24 protein-coding genes and 1 tRNA gene are annotated in these 22,322 nt (G+C 75.7%); 8 read left to right on the forward strand and 17 right to left on the reverse strand.

All coding sequences use genetic code 11. The features are described from left to right. Nucleotides 1-209: 209 nt before the first annotated feature. Genes BUB17_RS26065 through BUB17_RS09595 form a run of 3 tightly spaced genes read left to right on the forward strand, consistent with a single transcriptional unit; the run spans nucleotide 210 to nucleotide 1,686 of the window. Nucleotides 210-590, forward strand: coding sequence for a hypothetical protein (locus tag BUB17_RS26065; RefSeq protein WP_141242969.1), 381 nt, complete (start codon nucleotides 210-212; stop codon nucleotides 588-590). After that, nucleotides 587-1,087 carry a cupin domain-containing protein gene (locus tag BUB17_RS09590; RefSeq protein WP_072917036.1) on the forward strand — a complete coding sequence of 167 codons (501 nt, stop codon included), beginning with the start codon at nucleotides 587-589 and terminating at the stop codon, nucleotides 1,085-1,087. The genes BUB17_RS26065 and BUB17_RS09590 overlap by 4 nt, the downstream gene beginning before the upstream one ends. A 35-nt stretch (nucleotides 1,088-1,122) precedes the next feature. Continuing rightward, entirely contained in the window at nucleotides 1,123-1,686 is a 564-nt protein-coding gene (locus BUB17_RS09595; RefSeq protein WP_072917039.1) for a dihydrofolate reductase family protein, read from the forward strand. 27 nt (nucleotides 1,687-1,713) lie between these two features. Here BUB17_RS09595 and BUB17_RS09600 read toward each other — a convergent pair whose 3' ends face one another. The 6 genes from BUB17_RS09600 to BUB17_RS09625 form a co-directional block, all read right to left on the reverse strand. Next, entirely contained in the window at nucleotides 1,714-2,373 is a 660-nt protein-coding gene (locus tag BUB17_RS09600; protein WP_072917057.1) for a response regulator, read from the reverse strand. Then, nucleotides 2,370-3,608 (reverse strand): sensor histidine kinase, encoded by a 1,239-nt coding sequence (locus BUB17_RS09605; RefSeq protein WP_083606225.1) that lies wholly within the window; start codon nucleotides 3,606-3,608, stop codon nucleotides 2,370-2,372. Before BUB17_RS09605 ends, BUB17_RS09600 begins: the two co-directional genes overlap by 4 nt. Before the next feature lie 663 nt (nucleotides 3,609-4,271). Continuing rightward, entirely contained in the window at nucleotides 4,272-4,736 is a 465-nt protein-coding gene (locus BUB17_RS09610) for a hypothetical protein (RefSeq protein ID WP_072917059.1), read from the reverse strand. Continuing rightward, nucleotides 4,733-5,260 (reverse strand): DUF1772 domain-containing protein, encoded by a 528-nt coding sequence (locus BUB17_RS09615; RefSeq protein ID WP_072917062.1) that lies wholly within the window; start codon nucleotides 5,258-5,260, stop codon nucleotides 4,733-4,735. The genes BUB17_RS09610 and BUB17_RS09615 overlap by 4 nt, the downstream gene beginning before the upstream one ends. A gap of 510 nt (nucleotides 5,261-5,770) precedes the next feature. Next, nucleotides 5,771-5,843, reverse strand: a tRNA-Thr gene (locus BUB17_RS09620). A 151-nt stretch (nucleotides 5,844-5,994) separates the two neighbouring features. Further along, entirely contained in the window at nucleotides 5,995-6,894 is a 900-nt protein-coding gene (locus tag BUB17_RS09625; protein WP_072917265.1) for a LysR family transcriptional regulator ArgP, read from the reverse strand. A gap of 30 nt (nucleotides 6,895-6,924) precedes the next feature. Between BUB17_RS09625 and BUB17_RS09630 the strand changes: the two genes are divergently transcribed. Then, nucleotides 6,925-7,599: a LysE/ArgO family amino acid transporter gene (locus tag BUB17_RS09630; RefSeq protein WP_072917066.1), complete on the forward strand. Its 675-nt coding sequence runs from the start codon at nucleotides 6,925-6,927 to the stop codon at nucleotides 7,597-7,599. Nucleotides 7,600-8,017: 418 nt separating this feature from the next. Here BUB17_RS09630 and BUB17_RS09635 read toward each other — a convergent pair whose 3' ends face one another. After that, a complete protein-coding gene (locus BUB17_RS09635) occupies nucleotides 8,018-8,302 on the reverse strand; it encodes a hypothetical protein (protein WP_072917068.1) in 285 nt (94 codons plus the stop codon). A gap of 51 nt (nucleotides 8,303-8,353) precedes the next feature. After that, on the reverse strand, nucleotides 8,354-8,989 hold the full coding sequence (locus BUB17_RS09640) for a hypothetical protein (RefSeq protein ID WP_141242970.1): 636 nt from the start codon (nucleotides 8,987-8,989) through the stop codon (nucleotides 8,354-8,356). 193 nt (nucleotides 8,990-9,182) lie between these two features. Between BUB17_RS09640 and BUB17_RS09645 the strand changes: the two genes are divergently transcribed. The 3 genes from BUB17_RS09645 to BUB17_RS09660 all read left to right on the forward strand — a co-directional run bounded on the left by BUB17_RS09645 (nucleotide 9,183) and on the right by BUB17_RS09660 (nucleotide 13,304). Beyond that, nucleotides 9,183-10,091, forward strand: a complete 909-nt coding sequence (locus BUB17_RS09645; RefSeq protein WP_072917268.1) for a universal stress protein — start codon at nucleotides 9,183-9,185, stop codon at nucleotides 10,089-10,091. A gap of 183 nt (nucleotides 10,092-10,274) precedes the next feature. Then, on the forward strand, nucleotides 10,275-11,837 hold the full coding sequence (locus tag BUB17_RS09655) for a S1C family serine protease (protein WP_244277100.1): 1,563 nt from the start codon (nucleotides 10,275-10,277) through the stop codon (nucleotides 11,835-11,837). 186 nt (nucleotides 11,838-12,023) lie between these two features. Next, nucleotides 12,024-13,304 carry a DUF445 domain-containing protein gene (locus BUB17_RS09660; protein WP_072917075.1) on the forward strand — a complete coding sequence of 427 codons (1,281 nt, stop codon included), beginning with the start codon at nucleotides 12,024-12,026 and terminating at the stop codon, nucleotides 13,302-13,304. A 127-nt stretch (nucleotides 13,305-13,431) separates the two neighbouring features. Here BUB17_RS09660 and BUB17_RS09665 read toward each other — a convergent pair whose 3' ends face one another. From BUB17_RS09665 to BUB17_RS09690, 6 genes are all read right to left on the reverse strand, one after another. Continuing rightward, nucleotides 13,432-13,791, reverse strand: a complete 360-nt coding sequence (locus tag BUB17_RS09665) for a hypothetical protein (protein WP_072917079.1) — start codon at nucleotides 13,789-13,791, stop codon at nucleotides 13,432-13,434. Between the two features lie 95 nt (nucleotides 13,792-13,886). Beyond that, nucleotides 13,887-14,864: a 23S rRNA (guanosine(2251)-2'-O)-methyltransferase RlmB gene (gene rlmB / locus BUB17_RS09670; RefSeq protein WP_244277088.1), complete on the reverse strand. Its 978-nt coding sequence runs from the start codon at nucleotides 14,862-14,864 to the stop codon at nucleotides 13,887-13,889. Then, a complete protein-coding gene (gene cysS, locus BUB17_RS09675) occupies nucleotides 14,846-16,276 on the reverse strand; it encodes a cysteine--tRNA ligase (protein ID WP_072917081.1) in 1,431 nt (476 codons plus the stop codon). The genes rlmB and cysS overlap by 19 nt, the downstream gene beginning before the upstream one ends. A 25-nt stretch (nucleotides 16,277-16,301) precedes the next feature. Continuing rightward, nucleotides 16,302-16,805, reverse strand: coding sequence for a 2-C-methyl-D-erythritol 2,4-cyclodiphosphate synthase (gene ispF / locus BUB17_RS09680; protein WP_072917084.1), 504 nt, complete (start codon nucleotides 16,803-16,805; stop codon nucleotides 16,302-16,304). Between the two features lie 98 nt (nucleotides 16,806-16,903). Further along, nucleotides 16,904-17,566, reverse strand: coding sequence for a 2-C-methyl-D-erythritol 4-phosphate cytidylyltransferase (gene ispD / locus BUB17_RS09685; RefSeq protein WP_072917086.1), 663 nt, complete (start codon nucleotides 17,564-17,566; stop codon nucleotides 16,904-16,906). A 40-nt stretch (nucleotides 17,567-17,606) separates the two neighbouring features. Beyond that, nucleotides 17,607-18,089 (reverse strand): CarD family transcriptional regulator, encoded by a 483-nt coding sequence (locus BUB17_RS09690; protein ID WP_012946870.1) that lies wholly within the window; start codon nucleotides 18,087-18,089, stop codon nucleotides 17,607-17,609. 122 nt (nucleotides 18,090-18,211) lie between these two features. Here BUB17_RS09690 and BUB17_RS09695 point away from each other — a divergent pair, with 122 nt between their 5' ends. After that, on the forward strand, nucleotides 18,212-19,069 hold the full coding sequence (locus BUB17_RS09695) for a UbiA family prenyltransferase (protein WP_072917089.1): 858 nt from the start codon (nucleotides 18,212-18,214) through the stop codon (nucleotides 19,067-19,069). 18 nt (nucleotides 19,070-19,087) lie between these two features. On the opposite strand, the gene BUB17_RS09700 is transcribed toward BUB17_RS09695, so the two are convergent. The 3 genes from BUB17_RS09700 to BUB17_RS09710 form a co-directional block, all read right to left on the reverse strand. Next, the gene (locus BUB17_RS09700) at nucleotides 19,088-19,942 is read right to left on the reverse strand and encodes a hypothetical protein (RefSeq protein ID WP_072917091.1); all 855 of its coding nucleotides are present in this window, start codon (nucleotides 19,940-19,942) and stop codon (nucleotides 19,088-19,090) included. Next, nucleotides 19,939-20,562, reverse strand: coding sequence for an RNA polymerase sigma factor (locus tag BUB17_RS09705; RefSeq protein ID WP_072917092.1), 624 nt, complete (start codon nucleotides 20,560-20,562; stop codon nucleotides 19,939-19,941). The genes BUB17_RS09700 and BUB17_RS09705 overlap by 4 nt, the downstream gene beginning before the upstream one ends. 90 nt (nucleotides 20,563-20,652) lie before the next feature. After that, nucleotides 20,653-22,239 carry a cryptochrome/photolyase family protein gene (locus BUB17_RS09710; RefSeq protein ID WP_072917094.1) on the reverse strand — a complete coding sequence of 529 codons (1,587 nt, stop codon included), beginning with the start codon at nucleotides 22,237-22,239 and terminating at the stop codon, nucleotides 20,653-20,655. Nucleotides 22,240-22,322: the final 83 nt, after the last annotated feature.

The following is a 22,322-nucleotide window of genomic DNA, read 5'->3' on the forward strand; positions in this document are numbered from 1 at the left end:
CTCCGGCAGCGCATCCTCCCGCGGTCCCGCCGTCGACCGCCCCCGGGCGGCCGCCGGCTACGCCGCCAGGCGACATCCCGCTGCGTGTGCGATCCACCCGAGCGGCGCCGCAACCGCCGCGTTCGCTGAGTGTGACGTCGTCCCGGGACGAGCAGGGGAACGACGAGCGGCCGATGTGGCACCCCGCGGTGCTCCCTAGCCTTCCGTGCATGACCGAGACCGCCTCCTCCCCGTTCCGCACCCCAGGACCCCGCCCGCCCTCGCGCGAGCCACCCGCTCGGCTGCGGACCGACGGGCTGCTACGGGTGGCGCTGCGCGTCGACGGCGTGGTCACCGGCCTGAACGGCGCCGGCTACCTGAGCGCCGCGCCGCTGCTCGACGACGCGCTCGTTCCCGGTGTCGCTCGGCGCAACTCCCACGGCGCCGCGGTGCGTCCCGGCGCGTCGCGGGGTCGCCTCCGCGCCGGGGCCCGTACGGGGGCGCGCGACCCGGGGATCCGCCGAAGCGCGGCAGACGGCGCGACGGCACCCGCCCGGCGTCGGCCGGGCGCTGCCCGCACCCCACACTCGGCCATCGGGAGGCCGCGATGACCATGGACCGGGACGGGCGGGTGCTCCGCCTGCCGACCGGCGAGCAGATCACCGTGCTCACCTCAGGAGCCGACAACGGCGGCACGGCCTTCGAGGTGGAGGCGCTGCTGCCACCCGGTCTGTCCGGCCCGCCCCGCCACCGGCACCGGTACGAGACCGAGGTGTTCACCGTGCTCGACGGGGTCCTGCGGGTGCGGCTCGGCCGCGAGATGCGGACGTTGCACGCCGGCGAGTCGGTCACCGTTCCGCCCGGGATCGTGCACGCCTTCGCCAATCCCTCCACCGAACCGACCCGGATCCACACCCGCGAGACCCCGGCCGGCCCGTTGGAGGAGCAGTTCCGGGCGCTGGCCGCCGGTGGTCGGCTGCCCCCGATCGGCCGGCTGGCGCGCATCACCGTCGACTCCGGGTACTCCTTCTCCCTCGCCGGCATCCCCGACCGCATCCAGCGGCCGCTGTGGCGCCTGCTGTCCACCTTGGACACCGGCCGTCGGTGAACGCGCGGACCGGGGACACACCCGCAGGGGGTTCCATGCGACGCCTCGAGTACCTGGTCGCCACCTCGATCGACGGGTTCATCGCCCGGGAGGACGGCGACTTCACCCCGCTCCTGGTCGCCGGGGACTCCCTGCAGACCCTGGCCGAGGAACTGCCGGAGACCTTCCCCGCCCAGGCGCGCCGCACCCTGGGGATCGACGCGCCCAACCGGCGGTACGACACCGTGCTCATGGGCGCGGCCACCTACCAGGTGCCCGGCGGGATGCCCAGCCCCTACCCTCACCTGCGCCAGTACGTCGCGTGCCGGTCGGGTCTCGACACCCCGGACGACGTCCCGGTGATTTCCGCCGACCTGCTCGGCCGCGTCCGTGCGCTCAAGGCGGAGGACGGGCTGTCGATCTGGCTGTGCGGTGGCAGCACCCTCGCCGCCGCGCTGCTGTCCGAGATCGACACGCTGTTCCTCAAGGTGAGCCCCGTGGTGCTCGGCCGCGGCCTGCCGCTCTTCGCCGCCGAGGTCCCCACCACCCGGTTCGCCTCGACCGCGGTGCGCACCTTCGCCAACGGCGTGGTGTTCGCCGAGTACCACGGGGTCGGGTGACCCGGTTCGGCGGATGTCGGCGGCGTCCTACTGCCCGGGGACGACCAGCCCGGTCTCGTAGGCGAGCACGACCAGGCGGGCGCGGTCACGGGCGCCCAGCTTGGCCAGCAGGCGGGAGACGTACGTGCGCGCCGTGGCCGGCGAGAGGAACAGTTCCCGGGCGATCTCCTCGTTGGACAGTCCGCGGCCGACCAGGGCGAGCACCTCCCGCTCCCGTTCGGTGAGCTCCCGCAGCGGCGTGTCGTCCACCGAGGTCCGCAGCCGGTCGGCCAGCGAGCGCATCACGGTCCGGGTGACCGACGGGGACAGCAGCGACCCGCCGGCGGCGACGGTCCGGATCGCCTGCCGGAGGTCGGTGGGTGAGACGTCCTTGAGCAGGTAGCCGGCGGCGCCGGCGCGGATCGCCTCGAAGACGTGCTCGTCCTCGTCGAAGGTGGTCAGCACCAGCACGCGGACGCCGTCCAAGGTCGGGTCGGCGACGATCTGACGGGTCGCCTGCAGGCCGTCCAGCTCGGGCATCCGGACGTCCATCAGGACGACGTCCGGACGCAGCTCACGAACCCGGGAGAGCCCGGACCGGCCGGTGCCGGCCTCCCCGACGACGGCGATGTCACCGTCGCGCTCGGCCAGCGCGCGCAGCCCGGTGCGCACCAGCTCCTGGTCGTCGACGAGCACGATGCGGATCACGGCGCCAGCCTCGTGGGGAGCACCGCGTGGACCACGAAGCCGCCGCCGTTGCCGCGGCCGGCCCGGACCTGGCCGCCGAGCACCGCTGCCCGCTCCCGCATACCCGCCAGCCCGGCACCGCCGGCCGCCTCGTCGTCGGAGGACGAGCCGCCGTCCGGGCGGTGGCCGTTGCCGGGGCGGGGGCGGGGGCCGTCATCGGGGCACGAGCTCGGGCCGTCGTCGGCGATCACCAGCTCCAGGCGGTCGCCGCGGACCCCGGCGGTGACCGCCGCACGGGTGGCCCGCGAGTGACGGAGCACGTTGGTCAGCGACTCCTGCACGATCCGGTAGGCCGCCGCCCCGATGGCCTCGTCCAGGCATCGCTCGGCCACGTCGACGTCCAGGTCGACCGCGAGGCCGGCCTCGCGGGCGTTGTCGGCGAGCCGGCCGAGACCCGACAGCCCCACCGTGCCGCGCTCGGCCCCGGCCGCCGGGGAGCGCAGCAGCTTCACCGTGGCCCGGAGTTCGCGCAACTGGGCCGAGGTCGCCGCGACGATCTGCGCGACCGCGCGCCGGGCGGTCTCGTCGTCGCGGCCGATGGTCTCGGCGGCGACGTTGCCGTGCAGTGCGATGACGGACATCGCGTGACCGACCGAGTCGTGCAGGTCCTGGGCGATGCGGACCCGCTCCGCCTGCAGCCGCCGCTCGGCCTCCCGTGCCTGCTCGACCGCGGTCAGGGTCCGCAGCCGCTCCTGGGAGGCGCGGGTCTCCCGGCGAGCGCGCACGCTCACCCCCAGTGCGATCGCCGCGGCGACGAGGGCGACGTTGGTGAGCAGCTCGTAGCTGAGCAGGTAGGTGGTGGGCAGGCCCTCGGCGACCCGGGCCCAGGCGGCCACCCCCACCAGCACGGCGGCGGCTCCTCCTGCCCAGCGGGTGGCGCCGACGTCGGCGGCCCGGTACAGCGCCGCCACGGCGGGCAGCGCGATGCCGATCGGCGGGAGGTTCCGGCTGTAGTAGGTGAAGATCGCCAGCACGGTCAGCACCAGCACCGTGCCGGGCGCTCGCCGCGCAGCCAGGACGAGCCCGCCGAACCCGACGGCGAACAGGTAGGCCCCGGCGGTGGCTCGGCCGGTGCCCTCCAGGTCGGCGGCGATGACCAGCGCCACGGTGAGCGCCTGCGTCGTGGCCAGCAGCGCATCCGTCAGCCGCTGGTCCACCCCGTCCCGGCCCCGGCCGGTGGGCACGTCGCTGGGCACGCGACCAGCGTAGGAACGTCGGCTCGCCCCGGGCAGTCCTTTCCCGTCGACCTCCACCGTCGACGGCCGACGTCGCCGGACGTCGGTCGGGAGCGACCGCGGGCGCGCCCCGCGACCGACGTGACGCCCCCACCGCGCTCCTGCTGTTCGGCCTCGTGGCTGTCGTGTGGATCGGCGGCATCGGCCTCGGGCGGGCGCCGCGGCCGGTGCTCACCTCCACTTCCGCCGGTGTCGTGTTCGGCGTCGTCCTCGTCGTCCTCTCGCTGGCCCTGGACACGAGGACCGACGCCGAGGGAGCGCTGGCCGCCGGCGTCGCGGCCTTCGAGATCGGCCGCTCCGCCGCACCGGGCGCCGTGGCCGGCCCGCTGGCCGGGAGCCGCGCTCGCCCGGCGCCGGGCCGGCCCACCGACGCGGACGGCGTCCCGCGGCACGGCTGCCGGTCTCCCCCTCCGCGGGAGTCCACCCTTGCTCACAGGTGTGAGCAGGGGTGGACGTCCCGCGGAGGTACTGCACCCCGCGGGCACCTGGGCGTCTCCCGCGGTACTCGACCCGGCGGGACGGAGTCGGGGGGCGGCGTGGGCCGACCGTGCGGGCGGCGCGGCTCCCCGCCTCTCCGGCATCCGTCGAACGTCGGCCGTACTGCGCCACTCGACCACGGGTGGGTCAGGCACCGCTGCGGTGCCCGGCCGGGGAAGCGGGCACGACTCGGCACAGCAGCAACGCGACGGCCGCGGTGACCACGCCCACGAGCGCGCCGGTGACCAGGCTGGACAGCACCGCAGCAGAGCGGAGGGCGATCTCCTGGGCGCCGGGGTCCATCCCGGCGAGGTTCCCTCCCAGGGTCGGGGCATTCCCCCGGAACGCCGCGTCCCACAGCAATTGGTGGCCGAGGGCGAGGAACACCCCGTAGATCGCGCCTATCACGACCACGGTGGCGAACGGGCGTGGCGGTCGCTTCCAGAGCACGGCGGCGATCCAGCCGGCCGGCGGGAGGAACACGAACAGGCCGTTGACGACGCTGCCCTCCTCGATGGCGCCGAGATCGTGCAGGACCACGCGCGGCGCGGCCAGCGCGGCGAGCGCGACGAGGACCGGCCAGGAGAACCCCAGCGGGTGGCGCGCGCTCATCGGACGGCCTCGACACGCTCCACCGGGGCGGCGGCGGTGGCGCGGACCCAGCGCAGCAACGCGGTGAACGCCAGGGTGGAGGTCACCGCGCCACCGACGACGCGGACCCAGTGCCCCGCGACGAACTCCTCGGCCACCTGACGCAGGTACTCCGGGGTGTGGGTGCCGACCGGGTCGACGAACATGATGTCGTTGCGCGGCCAGAAGAACACCACCGAGAACAGGAACTCGCAGGCGATGAACACCGCGGCCGAGCCGGCGATCCACCACCGCAGCCCCGGTATCCGCCACGTCAACACGGTCGCGGCCAGGCTGCACAGGACCACCGCGGCGCCCAGCGGCGGGAAGTAGTCGCTGGGGCCACCCTCGACGAGGAACTCACGGGCCCGGTCCAGCGAGGCCGGCGGATCGCCGAAGATGTTCGGGTAGAGCATCACGGTCTCGGCAGCCACGCCGCCGAAGGACAGCATCGCCGTCCACACGAGGGCGATCAGCGACACCGTGGTGAGGGTCGTACGGGGCATGTCACCGGTCCTCTGCTGATCGATCGTCGACGGCCCGGACGGGCCGATGACCAGCGACGCTAGGTCCGCCCGACTCCCGGGTCTGCCGCGCACGGGCGCGTTCCGGGTTGCTCCTCGACGTACGGCACGGCCGCTGGTCGACGACCGTCGACGACGACGGAGTGACGGCAACCGGCACGGGTGGCGTGACAGCACGGGACCGGCGCAGCCGCTCCCGAGGTGAGCCCGCACCGCATCGGAGGGCCACGACGCATGGCAGGTCTCCGACCGCCGCCACCCCTCGAAGGGTCCGTGGCCCGGCTCGACCGGCCCCGGCGCGTTGAGGTGGCGCAGCCGGCGCTGGTCGCGTCGTGGTCATCCCACCGCTGACCAGCACAGTGAGGACCACCCACCACTCAGCGGGACGTCACCGTCAGCTGCCCTCACGACCGGTCCGTTGCTACCGGTCGGCCCTGGTCAGGCTGTACTCGACCTCGCCCGGGGCACACGGCTGTCTGCAGTGGGGCGCTGAGCCGACGGGGGGACTCGAACCCCCAACCGCCCGATTACAAGTCGGGTGCGCTACCAGTTGCGCCACGCCGGCAGGACACGGGAACACGTCCCGGCACAAGGATAGGGACCGGGCGGCAGAGGAGTCGGCGGCCGGTCCACCCCCGGGGGCGGAGCGAACACGGCTGCGCTGTTCCCGGGCCTGACGAGGGCCTCCGTGGGCTGGGCGGCCGCCACGGGTCCGATCAGCGCCTGGACTCGCCGGGCTGGTCCAGTTGGCGGCCGGCGGCTGCCAGCACGGCCTCGCGGACGCGGTCCAGCGTGGCGGAGCGCAGCCGCCACTGCTGCCAGTACAGGACGACGTCCACCGTGGCGGCCGGGTCGAGGGCGACCAGCTCCGCCCTGACCCCGCGCGCCTGGAGGCCGGGCACCATGCCCCAGCCCAGGCCGAGGGTGAGCGCGACGACGAAGTCCGCCGCGGCGGGCACGTAGTGCACCGGCGGGGCGACGTCGGGACCGGCCTGCGCGTGCAGGTAGCGGTGCTGCAGGTCGTCCTTGCGGTCGAGGACGACGACCGGGGCCCGGGCGAGCGCCTCGGGGGTGGGGCCGGCGGGGAACCAGCGACGTGCGAACCCGGGGGTGGCCATCGGCCGGTAGCGCATGCCGCCCAGGCGGGTGGAGGTGCAGCCGGGCACCGCCTCGGCGTCCGCGGTCACCGCCGCCATGACCGTGCCGGCGCGCAGCAGGGCGCTGGTGTGCTCCTGGTCCTCGCGGTACAGGTCGAAGCAGACGTCGCCGGCCAGCGGCGCCAGCGCGGGCAGCACCCAGGTGGCCATCGAGTCGGCGTTGACCGCGATCGGCAGCGCCGGCACCCCCTCGGGCGAGGGGTTCCCGCCGAGCTCCCGGGCGACGTCGGCGGTGAGCAGATCCACCTGCCGGGCCAGACGCAGCACCGCCTGCCCGGACTCGGTGACCTGCACCGGCTTGGTCCGCACCAGCAGGATCCGGCCGGTCGCGACCTCCAGCGCCCGCAGCCGCTGGCTGATCGCCGACGGGGTGACGTGCAGCGCCCGGGCGGCGGCCTCCAGCGTGCCGCCGCGGACGGTGGCGTCCAACGCCCGCAGCTGAGCCAGGTCCAGATTCATGAACACCGATGCTAATGATGCGTGAGGATCATGAGCTGGACGGTGCGCGGACGGCTTTCTACCGTCGACGGCGTGCTCACCACCCCCGCGCTGCTCGCCGTCGTCTCCGGGCTCGCGCTGGGCCTGGGGTTGATCGTCGCCATCGGCGCCCAGAACGCTTTCGTCCTGCGACAGGGACTCCGCCTCGAGCACGTGGCCGCGGTGGTGGCGGTGTGCGCCCTCTCCGACCTGGCGCTGATCTTCGCCGGGGTGCTGGGTGCCGGCGCGGCGCTGGCGCAGGTGCCGTGGCTCATCCCGGTGGTGTGCTTCGCCGGGGCGGCGTTCCTGCTCTGCTACGGCGTGCTGGCCGCGCGACGGGCGCTGCGTCCCGGCGCGCTGCTGCCGGACGCCGCCGGCGCCCGCACCGGGCTCGCGGTGACCGTCGGCACCTGCCTGGCGCTGACCTGGCTCAACCCGCACGTGTACCTGGACACCGTGGTGCTGCTCGGCTCGATGGCCTCGACCTACGGCGAGCACCGGTGGCAGTTCGCCGCTGGTGCGGGTCTGGGGAGCCTGCTGTGGTTCGCCGGCCTCGGCTACGGCGCCCGCCTGCTCCGCCCGGTGTTCGCCCGTCCCGCGGCCTGGCAGGTCCTCGACGGCGTCATCGCCGTCGTCATGTCGGCCCTCGCCGTCTCCCTGGTCGTCCGTGGCGTCAGCGCAGCCTGAGGTCGGCAGCAGCCACTCACGGACGAGATCCCGACGAGGCCCACGCGATGACCGCCGCTCCCGACGGGCAGCGGTGGTCGAGCACCCGGATCCCCAGCCTGCAGGTGGTGCTGCACGCCTCCTGGGTGACCGGCGCAACGCTGGGCTGGCCTGCCGGGCGCGGTGCTCCTGCTGCCCGGGCAGGTGCTGCTGGCCGCGTACGCCGCCGTCACCCTCCTGCTGCTGCTCCGCTGCGGCCTCGGCCGGCGTGGCGGGCGGGGTGCAGCCGGGCGCGGTCCCGACGCGGAGGTGGCCCGTGCCCGAGCCCGGCCATGTCGCCCTCGCCACCGCGCTGGCCGGCGGCTGACCGGCGTTCCGCCGGGGGTCGTCACAGGCGTGGGTCGACCGGCTCGGACTCCAGTGCCAGGACGGCGAAGACTCACTCGTGCACCCGCCACAGCGGCTCACCGCGGGCCAGCCGCTCCAGCCCCTCCTGGCCGAGCGCGTACTCCCGCAGCGCCAGCCCGCGCTTGCGCCCGAGGGAGCGCTGGCGCAGCCGGTCGAGGTGCTGCGGCTCGGTGCAGCGCTGCTCGGTCGCCGCCGGGTAGAAGACGTGCGCCGTGCCGGTCGACACCTCGACCTGCTGCGCCCGCGCGGGGTTCTTGTGCAGCAGGAAGCCCAGGTCGGTCGCTGGCAGGTGGGTGGTGGTCAGCGTGACGAGCACGCCGCAGTGTGACCGTTCGACTCCGGCTGGTCGACTGCTTTCGCCGGTGGCTCAGGCGGCGGCGTCGCCGTGCCTGAGGTCGCCGCTGGGGTCGCTGCCGGCCAGCGGCAGTCCGGCGAGCCACCGGGCGAAGCCGTCGGGGTCGCGCCGCTCGAGCTCGTCGAGCGTCTGCTCGCGCCGGACCACGATCGCCTCGCGGGTGCGGGCGTCGAGCGGGCCGGACAGCGCCGTCGTCGTCCGGACCCACTCGCGGCCGAGGTCGGCGGTCGACAACGAGGACACCGGCGGCAGCGGGGCCGCGGGCCGGCGCGCCGGGATGGCCGCGGTCGGGGACGCGGCCCCGGTCCCCCGACTGCGGACGAGCCAGACGACGGTCCAGGTGCCCGCGGCGGCCCCGGCGACCAGCAGGGAGAGCACCGCCCCGCCGAGGACGGCGGTGCCGGAGAGGACCAGCAGCACCCCGACGGTCGCCACCCCGGCCTTCCAGGCCGCGTCGACGACGGCGGGCTGCCCCGGCCGGGACTCCCGGGCCACTCCCGCTGCCAGGCAGGCCGAGACCACCGCGGCGAGCCCCACCGCGACCAGGCCGGGCGGTCGCAGGGCCAGGCCACCGACGACGGCCAGCAAGGCGCCGACGACGGCACCGGACCAGAGCAGGAGGCGGGGAAGCGGACCGCGGGTGGACACGGGGGCACCCTCCAGGAGCAGGGCCGGACACAGGAGGCGGGCGGTCACCGGCGCAGCGACGGCCCGGATCCCGCCCTTACCCAGCCGCACACATTCTGCACCCTCCGTGGCGGCGCCGGTCCCTTCCCTGCGGCGCTCGTTGCGAGGACCCTCGACGGCAGACACGGGGGACGACCGTCATCCGGAGGTGCCCGTGCCCACGACGACCCCCATCCCCGCTGAGACGCTGCCCACGCCCGGCCCGGCGGACGACCACCCGCAGGCGCCGCCCCTGGTGGTCGGCGCCGACGGCAGCGAGTGCGGGCTGCGGGCCGTCCGGTGGGCCGCCGAGGAGGCCGTCCGCCGTGACGCGCCGCTGCGGATCGTGCACGCCACCCCGCACCACGGGCGCCGGGGCGTGGCCGGCGCCGCGGCCCCCGGGCTGCCGCGCGCCCGCGGGGCCACGGCCCAGGCGTACACGGTCGCCCGGCACACCGCGCCCTCGGTCGCCGTCTCCACCGAGGTGGCCCCGGGTGACCCGGTGGCCGCGTTGCTGCGGGCCGCCGAGGACGCCCAGCTCGTCGTCCTCGGGATCACCACCACCGGCGCCGCGGACGAGCTGGTGCTCGCCTCCGTCGCCCAGCGGGTGGCCGCCCGCTCACCCCGCCCGGTGGTCGTCGTCCCCCGGTCCCGGCCGGGTGGCACCGGCTCCCGCCCGCACGTGGCGGTGGTCGGCCTCGGCGAGCACGAGGACGACGAACCGGTCGTCGTCTTCGCCGCCGAGGAGGCGTTGCGGACCGGCCGGCCGCTGCTGGTGCTGCACACCCGGTCCGACGACGGCGGCGAGTGGGGCGCGGATTCCCTGCGGTGGGCCGAGCGTTGGCCGGACCTGCGGCTGACGCACACCCCGGTGCCCGGGCCGACCGGCGGCCGGGTGCTGGCCGCGGCCTGCCCGACCCCGTTGCTCGCGATGACCGCGGGCCACGGTGGGCTGCTGCACCGGCCGATGGACGGGCTGCACCGCTGGCTGCTGCGGCACTGCACCTCGCCGATGGCCTTCGTGCCGCCGGTGCACCGGGTGACCGGGAAGGAGCCGCGCGAGGAGATCATCGCCGTCGGCTGAAGGAGGACCACCCTTCCACCACGTCTCGCAGGCTCGGCGCGGGCGCGTGAAGGGTGGCCGTTCCAGGACGTCCCCCGGCCCGGCGGCGGAGCGGCCGGCCGCCTCCACGGCGCTGGTGCCCCGCTGGACCAGACCCGGACCGTCGGGCTCGTCACGCTCCCCGGCGCGTTCGTCGGGGTACTGCTGGGCGGCGGCAGCCCGATGGAGGCCGGCGCGGCCCGGCTGCTGGTGCTCGTCGGCCTGCCGGCGGCGCAGGTCACCGCCGCGTGGCGGGTGGTGGAGCTGGTGGCCCGGGGGTGGCTGCTCCCCGACGTCCCCGGTGACACGTCCAGGGACCTCACAGGGGACCGCAAGCGCCGGGGCAGCCGCTCGGACCACAGTGGTCGTCACAAGGCGGTGGACGGCCGCCCACGAGGAGGACGAGGACACGTGAACCCCTACGGCAACCCCCACTCGGCGCCGGGCAGCTGGGCGCCGCCGACCTGGCCCCAGCAGCCCGCCGACGGACAGGCGGCGCCGGGGCAGCAGGCCACGGGGGCCGCCGCGCCGGGCCACCCCCTCCCCGGGCAGCCGCCGTTCCAGCAGCCGGGCCAGCACGGTCAGCCGGGCCCGGTCGCACCGGCGCCCGAGCCGCCCCGCCGGGCCGGCCGGTGGCGGATCGGCGTCGCCGGCCTGCTCGCCGGGGCGCTGATCGGCGGCGGCACCGGCGCCGGCGTCGCCCTGCTCGCCGACGGGTCGGACGGCAGCGCCAGCGGCGGCGGCACGGCCGCCACGCAGAACGTCACCATCACCAACCCCGAGACGGCGACCGCGGTCACCGCGGCCGCGGCCAAGGCCGCCCCCAGCGTGGTGACCGTCTACGTCACCGGTGCCGCGGGCTCGGGCAGCGGGTCCGGCGTCGTCCTCAGCGAGGACGGCTACGTGCTGACCAACAACCACGTGATCGGCCTGGACGGCGCCGGTTCGACGGTCATCTCGGTGCGCACCGCCGACGGCACCCTCTACGACGCGACCGTCGTGGGCACCCAGCCGGTCTACGACCTGGCGGTGCTGCAGCTGGCAGGCGCCTCCGGCCTGACCCCGGCGGACTTCGCCGACTCCGACGAGGTGCAGGTCGGAGACCTGGCCGTGGCGATCGGCGCCCCGCTGGGCCTGTCCGACACGGTGACCGACGGGATCATCAGCGCCAAGGGCCGGGCCGTGGCCACCGGGTCGACCGAGGGCGACGCCACCGTGATCGACGCGCTGCAGACCGACGCGGCGATCAACCCGGGGAACTCCGGCGGCGCGTTGGTCGACGGCGCCGGCGAGGTGATCGGCATCAACACCGCCATCGCCACGGTCGCCTCCGGGGCGCCTGGCCAGTCGGCGGAGAGCGGCAGCATCGGCGTCGGCTTCGCGATCCCGGGCAACACCGCCGCACGGATCGCCCAGGAGCTGGTGGCCGACGGCTCGGCCGACATCACCTACCTGGGCGTGAGCGCGCAGACCGCCGCGGACGCCGACCAGTCCGAGGTCGGCACCGGCGCGCAGTTGGTGCAGGTGCAGCCGGGTACCCCGGCGTCGGACGCGGGGCTGCAGTCCGGCGACGTCATCACCGCGGTCGGCGACCGGGTCGTGACCACCTCGACCGAGCTGACCGCCGCCGTCCGCAGCGCCGCCCCCGGCGACGAGGTGACCCTCACCGTGCGCCGCGGGCAGCAGACCGAGCAGGTCGACGTCACCCTGGGCGCCACCGAGGGCTGACGAAGGACCTCGTCCCCCGCGTGGAGGACCCCCAGGCCCCCGCCACTGACAGGCTCGCCAGGCCCCGTCCAGAGGCTCGCCGCGAGCTTGCGAGCGGTGAGGAGGACGGGGTCCTGCTACCTGCAAGGAGGCCGTCAGGGCTCGGGGCGAGCCTCTGGCCGAGGACGCCCTCTTAAGCTGGGACGGGTGTCGTCGAGTTCCGCGCGTGCTCCCCTGGCCGCCTCCCTCGACGACCCGGAGCGCGCCCGCGATCTGGCCCGCATGAAGCGGCTGGCGACCGGGCTGTTCCTGCTCGCTGCCGTCGTCTTCCTCGCCTGCGTCCTCATCGGCGAGGACGCCGGCGCCTGGGTCGGCTACGTGCGGGCGACCGCGGAGGCCTCGATGGTCGGGGCGCTGGCCGACTGGTTCGCCGTCACCGCGCTGTTCCGGTACCCGATGCGGCTGCCGATCCCGCACACGGCGATCATCCCGCGCAAGAAGGACCAGATCGGCGCGAGCCTGGGCACCTTCGTCCAGGAGAACTTCCTGACCCGCGCCGTGGTCGAGGACAAGCTCACGACCATCGACGTGCCGAGCCGGCTGGGCGCCTTCCTCGCCGCGCCGGGGCGCGCGGAGCGGCTGGCCGGGGACGCCGGGGCGGTGCTGCACTCGGTCGCCGGCCTGCTCAAGGACGACGACCTGCGGCCCGCTGTCGCCGGTCTCGTCGACCGCAAGCTGCACGCCACCCCGGCCGCCCCGGTGGTGGCCCGCACGCTCGAGCTGGTCGTCGACGGCGACCGGCACCAGGAGGTGCTCTCGGCGGGGCTGCGCGGGCTGGCCCGCTTCCTGGACGAGAACCGTGTCGTCTTCCGCGCCCAGCTCGGCGACGCATCCCCCGCCTGGGTGCCCGACTGGGTGGACGACCGGGTGTTCGACCGCGTCTTCTCCGGGGTGGAGCAGTTCCTGGACGAGGTCGGCGAGGACCCGCGCCACGAGTTGCGGCGGGTCTACGACGCCCGGCTGCGCACGTACGTGCACGCGCTGCGCACCGACCCGGGGACGGCGGCCCGCGTGGAGGACCTGAAGAAGGAGCTCCTCGAGCACCCCGCCGTCCGCACCTGGTCCGGCTCGCTGTGGACCAACCTCAAGGACGCCGCCCTGGCCGCGGCCGCGGACCCCGACTCCGCGCTGCGGGCCCGCGTGGCCGAGCTGATCCGCGAGGCGGCCCGGCTGCTGCAGACCGACGCGCGGGTGCGCGAGCTGGTGCAGCGGCACGCGCACACGGTCGCCGGCCACCTGGTCGAGCGCTTCGCCGGCGACGTCGCCGACCTGGTCGGCAGCACCGTCGCCCGCTGGGACACCGAGGAGACCAGTCGCCGGATCGAGCTGCAGGTCGGCCGGGACCTGCAGTTCATCCGCATCAACGGCACCGTCGTCGGCGGCCTGGCCGGGCTCGTCATCTACACCGTCGCCCAGCTCCTCGGCTGAAGAGGACCCGGCGAGCGGGGTGGCCCCCCGCAGGGTCCCGCCGCGAGCCCCGTCCCGGGTCCCGGCCCGAGCCTGCGAGGGGTGGGGAGGACGGGGTCCTTCCACGGTGGGGGGCAGGGGTCCTTTCTCAGCGGTTGGCGCGCCGGTCCCGCACCGCGGCGGCGAACGCGAGCGCTCCCCAGGCGGCGGCGGAGAGGCGCATCGCGGTCGCTCTGCCCCGGTCCGGCACGGCCGAGGGGAGGACGGCCGCGTCGGCGCAGTCAGCGAGGACCCGCGCGGCAGCGGCCAGGTCGCGGACCCGCCCGCCCGGTGCGGCGAGCATCGCCAGGCCGATCACGACGTCCCGTGCGCCGAGAGCACGGACGAGGGCCCGCGCCTGCGCGGTGTCGGGCATCCCGGTGGGCCCGATGAGCACCCGGGGCGTGACGACCAGGGCGGCCGAGAAGGTGGCCGTGGCGGCTCCGACGACAGACGTCAACGAGGGCATGTCCCCAACCAACCAGGCCGAACGGCCGAACGGCGGGCGCCGAGGCGCAGTTCTCCGCCTGACAGCTGCCGATCGGCGCACACCGGTGCCGGCACCTACCGCCGGGCGCTCGCCGCGGCGTAGAGCGCGATGCCGGCGGCGACGCTGACGTTGAGGGACTCGGTGTCCCGGGTGATCGGGATGCGCACGACGACGTCGCAGCGCTCCCGCACCAGCCGGGACAGCCCCGCCCCTTCGGCGCCGACCACCAGCGCCAGCGGGTCGGCGAACCCGTCGAAGTCGTGCACGTCGACGTCGCCGTCCCCGGCCAGGCCGACGGTCATCAGGCCGGCATCCTGGTAGGAGCCCAGCGCCCGGGCCAGGTTGACCGCGCGGGCCACCGGCAGCCGCGCGGCGGCGCCGGCGCTGGTGCGCCAGGCCGAGGCGGTCATGCCGACCGAGCGGCGCTGCGGCACGACGACGCCGTGCGCGTCGAAGGCGGCAGCCGAGCGGACGACGGCGCCGAGGTTGCGCGGGTCGGTGACCCCGTCCATCGCGACGACCAGCGGCGCGCGGCCCGAGTCGCGGGCGAGGTCGAGCAGGTCGTCGGGGTGCGCGTACTCGTACGGCGGCACCTGCAACCCGATGCCCTGGTGCAGCGCACCGCCGGACATCCGGTCGAACTCCGCCCGGCCGACCTCCAGCAGCGGCAGCCCCCGGTCGTTGGCCAGGTGCAGTGCCTCGGTGATCCGCTCGTCGGTCGCCCCCCGCGTGTCACCGGTGACGACGTACAGCGCGGTCGCCGGGATCTGCGCGCGCAGCGCCTCGACCACCGGGTTGCGGCCGAGGAGCAGCTCGGGTGCCTCGTCGGCGCGCTGGCGGCTGCGGTCGCGGTCGGCCCGGCGCCGGGCGTCGGCGACCGCGCGCCGCTGGGCCGGGTGCCCGGGGCGCATCTCGGCCGGCGGGGTGGCGCCGCGCCCGGCCAGCGACCGGCGGTTCTTGCCACCGGTGCCTCCGGCGGCGCCCTTCTTGTGCGCGCCGGTGGTGCGTCCACGGCGCTGGCTGTTGCCGGCCATCAGCGGCTCAGCTCCCATCGGGGTCCCTGCGGGGTGTCCTCGACCTGGACACCGAGTGCGGCGAGCCGGTCGCGGATCGCGTCCGCTGCTGCGTAGTCCTTGCGGGCGCGGGCGGCCTGCCGCTGCTCGAGGGCGAGCGCGACGAGCCCGTCGGTGGCCCGGGCCAGCCCGTCGTCCGCACCGGCCGCGGTCCAGTGCGGGTCCAGCGGGTCCAGGCCCAGGACGCCGAGCATCGCCCGGACCGAGCCCAGCGCTCCGGCGACCGCGTCGTCGTCGCCCTCGGCCAGCGCGGTGTTGCCCTCCCGCACCACCTCGTGCACGACGGCGACGGCGGCCGGCGTGCCCAGGTCGTCGTCCATGGCGGCGGTGAAGTCCGGCGCCGGCTCGGCCTTGCCCCCGTCGTCCACCTGCCCCACCACCCCGACGGACGCCCCGACGCGCTCGGCGGCGCGCTTCACGAACGACTCCAGCCGCCGGTAGGCCGCGCCGGCCTCGGCGAGCGCGGCGTCGGTGAACTCGATCGTCGACCGGTAGTGCGGCGTGACCAGGTAGTAGCGCAGCTCCACCGGCCGCACCCGCTGCACGACCTCGTCGACCAGCGCGGTGTTGCCCAGCGACTTGCTCATCTTCTCGCCGCCGAGGGTCACCCAGCCGTTGTGCAGCCAGTACCGGGCGAACCCGTCGCCGGCGGCCCGCGACTGGGCCTGCTCGTTCTCGTGGTGCGGGAAGCGCAGGTCCAGCCCGCCGCCGTGGATGTCGAACTCCGGCCCCAGGTACCGCCCGGCCATCGCCGAGCACTCCAGGTGCCAGCCCGGCCGGCCCCGGCCCCACGGCGTGGCCCACGACGCGGTCCCCGGCTCGCCGGGCTTGTGCGCCTTCCACAGGGCGAAGTCGCGGGGGTCGCGCTTGCGCTCCTCGGTCCCGGTGTCGGCGGCCGGCTGCAGGTCCTCGAGCTTCTGGCCGGTCAGCGCCCCGTAGCCGGGGAAGGAACGGACGTCGAAGTAGACGTCGCCGTCCACCGCGTAGGCGTGGCCGCGTTCGACGAGCCGCTGCATGAGCTCGACCATGTCGGGGACGTGCCCGGTGGCGCGCGGTTCGTAGGTCGGCGGCAGCACGCCGAGGACGTCGTAGGCCCGGGTGACCGCGAGCTCGTTGGTGTAGGCCCACGCCCACCACGGCACGCCTGCGGCCTCCGCCTTGGCGAGGATCTTGTCGTCGATGTCGGTGACGTTGCGGACGTAGGTGACCTCGAGGCCGCTGTGCGCCAGCCAGCGGCGCAGCACGTCGAAGGCCAGGGCCGAGCGCACGTGTCCGACGTGCGGCGGCCCCTGCACGGTGAGCCCGCAGACGTAGACGGAGGCCTGCCCGGCACGCAGGGGCGTGAACTCACGGACCGCGCGGGCGGCCGTGTCGTACAGGCGGAGGCTCACTGCGCGGAGTGTACGGAGCGCAGCATCAGCTCGGCGGGGCGTCCACGGACGCCGTCCGGACCACCAGGGCCGTCGCCACCGCCGCCCGGCCCTCCCCCCGCCCGGTGAGCCCCAGGCCGTCGGTCGTCGTGGCGGTGACGCTCACCGGGGCGCCCAGCGCCTCGCCGAGCACCCGCTCGGCCTCCCCCCGGCGCGCCCCGACCTTCGGGGTGTTCCCGACCAGCTGGACGGCGGCGTTGCCGATCCGCCACCCGGCCGTCTCCAGGACCTCGCGCGCGTGGGCGAGGACGGCGGCGCCGCGCGCGCCGGCCCAGCGCGGGTCGTCGGTGCCGAGCAGGCCACCGATGTCGCCCAGTCCGGCGGCGGAGAGGACGGCGTCGGTGAGTGCGTGGGCCACCACGTCGCCGTCGGAGTGCCCGGCGCAGCCGTCGACGCCCGGCCACTCCAGCCCGGCCAGCCAGCAGGGGCGGCCGGCCTCGACCGGGTGCACGTCGACCCCGACGCCCACCCGCGGCAGCTCGCCGCTCATGACCCGGCGCTCATGACCCGGCGCTCATGGCCCGACTCCGAGCTCGTCCCGCTCCTCGACCGGTCGCTCCGCCGCTCCCTCGCCCGTCGTCGGCGCGTTCACCGCGACACCTGCAGCTCGGCCAGCGCCATGTCGTGCGGAACGGTCACCTTCGCCGCCCGCTCGTCGCCGGCCACCGTCACGACCGGCACCCCGGCGGCGCGCACCACCGCGGCGTCGTCGGTGAGCTCCGCGTCGGGCGGCAGCCAGGCGTAGGCGTCGACGAGGGCGTCCCGGGCGAAGCCCTGCGGGGTCTGCACCCGGCGCAGGATCGAGCGGTCGACGGTGTCGGCGACCACGCCGTCGTCGTCCACCACGACGGTGGTGTCCACGACGGGCAGCACCGGGACGACGGCCCGCGCCCCGGCGGACAGCGCCTCGAGGACCCGGACCACCAGGTCCGGCGGGGTCAGCGGGCGGGCGGCGTCGTGCACCAGGACGGCGTCCGCACCCGTGCCGACCGCGGCGAGGGCGGCCCGGACCGACGCCGTCCGGGTGGTGCCGCCGACGACCAGCCGCACGTCCAGCGGCAGGACGGTGACGAAGGCGGACAGCTCGTCGCCGGGAACGGCCACCACCACGTCGGCCACCCCGCCGTCCCGGAGTGTATCGACGGCCCAGCAGACCAGCGGACGGTCGGCGAGCGGGACCAGCGCCTTGGGCCGGTCGGCCCCCAGACGCAGACCACTCCCGGCCGCTGCGACGATGCCGACAGCGTGCACGGGAGTGGTCTGGGGGTGCGGGGGAGCTCGAGGGCTGAGTTCAGCTGGCGAGGACCTCGTCGAGGAGGACCTCGGCCTTGTCCTCGTTGGTGCCCTCGGCGAGCGCGAGCTCGCTCACCAGGATCTGGCGCGCCTTGGAGAGCATCCGCTTCTCGCCGGCCGAGAGGCCACGGTCCTTGTCGCGGCGCCACAGGTCACGCACGACCTCGGCGACCTTGTTGACGTCACCGGAGGCGAGCTTCTCGAGGTTGGCCTTGTAGCGGCGCGACCAGTTCGTCGGCTCCTCGGTGTGCGGGGCACGCAGCACCTCGAAGACCCGGTTCAGTCCGTCCTGACCGACGACGTCCCGGACGCCGACGATCTCTGCGTTGTCGGCCGGTACCCGCACGGTCAGGTCGCCCTGGGCGACCTTCAGCACGAGGTAGGCCCGCTCTTCGCCCTTGATGACCCGCGTCTCGATCGCCTCGATCAGCGCTGCCCCGTGGTGCGGGTAGACAACGGTCTCGCCGACAGTGAAGCCCATGTGTGTGTGACCCCTTTCGCTGTCCACAGGTTACCACGGCAGACTGGCGAACGGGATCGCCTGACTTCGTAAACCCGCAGGTCAGGGGCCGGACTGAGCGCTCGGGAGGGGTTGACAGGAGCATGGTGGGTGTGCCTGCGGAACCGGTACGGCCGCCGGTCCCGCTCCGCGCGCTGGCCCTCGCGACCCACCCCGGACCGACCGTCGCGGTCACCGTCGTGGCCACCCTGCTGGCCCTCGCCGCGGGGGCGCCCGGGGGACGGGCGACGCTCGTGTGCGCCGCCGTCCTCGCAGGTCAGGCCTCCATCGGGTGGAGCAACGACTGGCTCGACGCCGACCGGGACCGGGCCGTCGCGCGGTCGGACAAGCCGGTCGTCCAGGGCGCCGTCGCCCCGGAGGTGCTGCGCACGCTGGCCCTCGGGTCGGCGGCCGTCGCCGTCGTCCTGTCGCTCGCGCTGGGCGTCGTCCCCGGGCTGCTGCTGCTCGTGCTGGTCGGCAGCGGCTGGGCCTACAACGCCGGCCTCAAGCGCACCGCGGCCTCGGTGCTGCCCTACGTCACCGGCTTCGGCGCGCTGCCGGCCGGGGTCGTCGCGGCCGCGCCCGGCGCACCGGAGGCGCCCTGGTGGCTGGTCGTCGCGGGAGCCGCGCTGGGCGCCGCCGCGCACCTGGCCAACGTCGCCCCGGACCTCGAGGACGACCTGGCCACCGGCGTCCGCGGGCTGCCGCACCGGCTGGGCGCACCGGCCTCCGCCGCCACCGGGGCGATCGTGCTGGGCGCGGCCTCGCTGGTGCTGGTGGTGGGGCCGGCCGGACCGCCGACCGCCACCGGCTGGGTCGGGTTGGCGCTGGCCGTGCCGGCCGTCGCCGCCGCCGCGCTGGCGGGGACCGCGCGCTTCCGCCGGCTGGCGTTCCCCGCGGTCATGCTGCTGACGGTGCTGGACGTGGTGCTGCTGCTGGCCGGTGGGGCCGCGCTCAGCTGAGCGCGGCGCCACCGTGGGTCACTTCCCGTTCTTGCCGTTGCCGTTGCCCTTGCCGTTGCCGGCCGGCGCCGGCTCCTCGGTCACCGGCGCCTGCTCGGCCTCGAGGACCTCATCGGTCCCCCCGCCCTCGGGCGCCCCGGCCTCCGGCTGCACAGCCGGCCCGGCCTTGCGCTCGGCGTTGCGCCGGTGGGCCTCGGCGCTGACCGCCCTGCCGGGGTTCGCGGGGTGCCGATCGAACTTCTCCTCGTCGGTCGGCTTCCCACCAGCGGCGTCCTCGGGGAACGCGGGCGCCGGCTCCTCGGCCACGGGCTCGGCGACGGGCTCGGTGACTCCCGGCTCCTCGGCCGCAGGCTGCTGCACGGCCGGCTCCTCGACGGCGGGCTCCTCGACGGCGGGCCCGCCCGTGACGTCGCCGCTGCCGTCGATGGTGGTGGTGTCGGTCGATTCGTCGGTGGGATCGGTCGTGTCGCCGCTCCGGATGACGGAGGCGGGCTCCTCCGAGGTGGTGAGGGCGCCGGTGGTGGCCGCGCCGGTGAGGGCGACGGCGACGACGCCGCCCGCGGCGGCCGCCTTGGCGACGGCACCAGCAGCGGCGAACTTGGCGACGAGGGTGGAGATCAGCACGTGGGGCCTCTTCCGTGAGGTCCGGGCGGGTCGCCCGGCCGTCCCGGGGGACGGATCCTGGGTGGGGACGAGGAGACCGGTCGCCAGCAGTTCGGCCAGCGCCGCGCTCGGCTGCCCGGGCTCCGTGGCGCTCGCCCGGACCGCGTCGGTGAACGCGGCCAGGCCCTGCGCGCCCGCGGGCACGGCACGGCCGGCGAGGCAGGCCGCGAAGGCCTCCTCGTCGGTCCGGACGTCGGCTGGCGTGGTCATCTCGCTCCCGTCATCGCCGGGCGGGCCGGCAGGGGTGCGCCCGCCGTCCCAGTCGTCTCATCCGTCCGATGGGTCCCGGCCGCCTCGAGCTCGGCGCGCAGCCGGCGCAGCCCGCGCCGCTGCAGCGCCTTGACCGAGCCCACCGAGCGGTCCATCACCTCGGCCACCTGCTCGACGGTGAGGTCGGCGAGCACGCGCAGCAGCAGGACCGAGCGCTGGTCGGCGGGCAGGCCCGCACACATCCGGTGCACGGTCTCGGTGCCGAGCCGGGTCAGGACGTCGTCCTCCACGTCGCCGCCCGGGGCCTCGGGCTGCTGGACGCCGGCGTCGTCGGCCAGCTGGGGACGACGGCTGCGCCGGCGCCAGTCGTCGACCAGCCGGCGGTGGGCGATGGTGAACACCCACGAGCGCAGGGCGTCCTCGTTCCCCGCGAAGCCGGCGAGGCCGCGGAAGACGGCGAGGAAGGTCTCGCTGGCCAGGTCGTCGGGGTCGACGGCGCCATGCAGCCGCAGGTACCCGGTGACCGCCGGGGAGAGGTCACGGTAGAGCACCTCGAAGGCCCACCCGGCGCCCGCCTGGGCCGCCGCGAGGACGTCGTCGAAGGACGACCCGATCGGCATGCCCTCCTCATCGGCAGCCGAGGTCGGTAGAAGGACCCCGTCCTCCTCATCCCTCGCGAGCTCGGGACGAGCCTCGGGACGGGGCCGGGCTCAGGGAGCCGCCGTGCCCCGCAACCGCTCCTGCTCCACGACCTCCTCCAGGCCCTTGAGCCGGTCCAGTCCCTGCAGCGCGCGGCGCATCCGCTGGTTGGGCGCCAGCCTCTCCCTGTTGCGCTCGAGGAAGGCCCAGTAGCCGGCGGTGAAGGGGCAGGCGTCCTCGCCCAGCCGCTTCCGCGGGTCGTAGCGGCAGCCGCCGCAGTAGTCGCTCATCCGGTCGATGTAGGCGCCGCCGGCGGCGTAGGGCTTGGTGGCCAGCAGTCCGCCGTCGGCGTGCTGGCTCATGCCGACGACGTTGGCGACCATCACCCAGTCGTAGCCGTCGACGAAGCTGCGGTGGAACCAGTCGGTCATGGCCAGCGGGTCGATGCCGCGCTGCAGCGCGTAGTTGCCGAGCACCATCAGCCGCGGGATGTGGTGCACCCAGCCGTCGCGGCGCAGGTCGCCGAGCACGTCGGACATGCACGCGGCCTCGACCGCGCCGTCGTCGAGGCCGGCCAGCCAGTCCGGCACCGGCTCGTGCGCGGCCAGGGCGTTGGCGTGCCGGAAGTCCCGGCCGAAGTGCCAGTAGGTGTGCCAGATGTAGTCGCGCCAGCCCATGACCTGGCGGACGAACCCCTCCACGCTGTTGAGCGGCAGCGGGTCGCCCTCGGCCACCGAGTCGCGGTAGCGCTGCTCGGCCGCGTGCACCACCTCGAGCGGGTCCAGCAGGCCCAGGTTGAGGGCGGGAGAGAGCAGCGAGTGCGCCATCCAGCGGTCGCCGGTGAGCATCGCGTCCTCGTGCGGGCCGAACGCGCCCAGCCGGGTGTCGAGGAAGTCGCGCAGCCGGAGCAGCGCCTCCTCGCGGGACACCGGGAACAGCCGCGGACCGTCGTCCCCCACGAAGGCGACGTCGCCGTCGGCCTCCCAGCGGTCGAGGTCGGCGCGCACCCGCTCGTCGACCTCGTCCTCCTCCGGCCACCACGGCTCGGGGACGGCGAGCCGCCCGTCGGACGGCGGGGGCTCCCGGTTGTCGTGGTCGAGGTTCCACCGCCCGCCCACCGGCTCGGCTCCGTCCATGAGGACGTCGTGGCGACGCCGGTTGTCCCGGTAGAAGTCCTCCATGAGCAGCCGCCGCCGGCCGCGGCCCTCCGCCCAGGCGGCGAACTCCTCCTGGGTGGCGACGAACCCCCGGGCAGCGAGGACGGCGAGGCCCCGGCGGCGCAGGACGTGGTCGCGACTGCTCCAGGTGGTGGGGGCGCAGACGCTCAGCGGCTCACGCACCCGGTCCAGCGCCTCGGCGTAGGTGTCCACCTGGCAGAACTCCGCCTGGTCGCCCAGCTCGGCGGCCCGGTGGCGCAGCGCCGACAGCACCAGGTGGGCCTTCTGGCGGTGGAACCGGCGGCGCGCGAACACCGCCCTGGACTCGATCAGCAGGACCGGCTGGTCCGGCCGGTCGAGGAAGTGCGGCCCGAGCTGGTCGGCGAAGCACCACCGCCGGGTGCCCGGTGCGCGGGCAGGGAACGCGGCCGGCGCCGGGTCGGCCCCGAGCCGTCGCGGCGTGCCGGGCGCCACGCGCTCCACCGCCGGGTCCTGCGGCACGGCCTCACCTCCCGGCGGCCATCCTGGGGTGGGCGTTAGGCTCGGCGCGACTCGGGCCATCGACCTGCGGTGGCCGGCACGTC

The organism is Geodermatophilus obscurus, assembly GCF_900143215.1.
In the GTDB taxonomy this organism is placed as follows: Bacteria; Actinomycetota; Actinomycetes; order Mycobacteriales; family Geodermatophilaceae; genus Geodermatophilus; species Geodermatophilus obscurus_A.

Excerpts from the sequence above, each read along its gene's own strand:
- ispF (WP_072917084.1), bottom strand. The coding sequence starts at position 16,805 with ATGAGCGGCGAGCTGCCGCGGGTGGGCGTCGGGGTCGACGTGCACCCG.
- rlmB (WP_244277088.1), bottom strand. The coding sequence starts at position 14,864 with ATGGGAGCTGAGCCGCTGATGGCCGGCAACAGCCAGCGCCGTGGACGC.
- BUB17_RS09700 (WP_072917091.1), bottom strand. The coding sequence starts at position 19,942 with ATGACCACGCCAGCCGACGTCCGGACCGACGAGGAGGCCTTCGCGGCC.
- BUB17_RS09590 (WP_072917036.1), top strand. The coding sequence starts at position 587 with ATGACCATGGACCGGGACGGGCGGGTGCTCCGCCTGCCGACCGGCGAG.
- BUB17_RS26065 (WP_141242969.1), top strand. The coding sequence starts at position 210 with ATGACCGAGACCGCCTCCTCCCCGTTCCGCACCCCAGGACCCCGCCCG.
- BUB17_RS09625 (WP_072917265.1), bottom strand. The coding sequence starts at position 6,894 with ATGAATCTGGACCTGGCTCAGCTGCGGGCGTTGGACGCCACCGTCCGC.
- BUB17_RS09610 (WP_072917059.1), bottom strand. The coding sequence starts at position 4,736 with ATGAGCGCGCGCCACCCGCTGGGGTTCTCCTGGCCGGTCCTCGTCGCG.
- BUB17_RS09665 (WP_072917079.1), bottom strand. The coding sequence starts at position 13,791 with ATGCCCTCGTTGACGTCTGTCGTCGGAGCCGCCACGGCCACCTTCTCG.
- BUB17_RS09595 (WP_072917039.1), top strand. The coding sequence starts at position 1,123 with ATGCGACGCCTCGAGTACCTGGTCGCCACCTCGATCGACGGGTTCATC.
- BUB17_RS09695 (WP_072917089.1), top strand. The coding sequence starts at position 18,212 with ATGGTGGGTGTGCCTGCGGAACCGGTACGGCCGCCGGTCCCGCTCCGC.
- BUB17_RS09705 (WP_072917092.1), bottom strand. The coding sequence starts at position 20,562 with ATGCCGATCGGGTCGTCCTTCGACGACGTCCTCGCGGCGGCCCAGGCG.
- BUB17_RS09615 (WP_072917062.1), bottom strand. The coding sequence starts at position 5,260 with ATGCCCCGTACGACCCTCACCACGGTGTCGCTGATCGCCCTCGTGTGG.
- BUB17_RS09630 (WP_072917066.1), top strand. The coding sequence starts at position 6,925 with ATGAGCTGGACGGTGCGCGGACGGCTTTCTACCGTCGACGGCGTGCTC.
- BUB17_RS09690 (WP_012946870.1), bottom strand. The coding sequence starts at position 18,089 with ATGGGCTTCACTGTCGGCGAGACCGTTGTCTACCCGCACCACGGGGCA.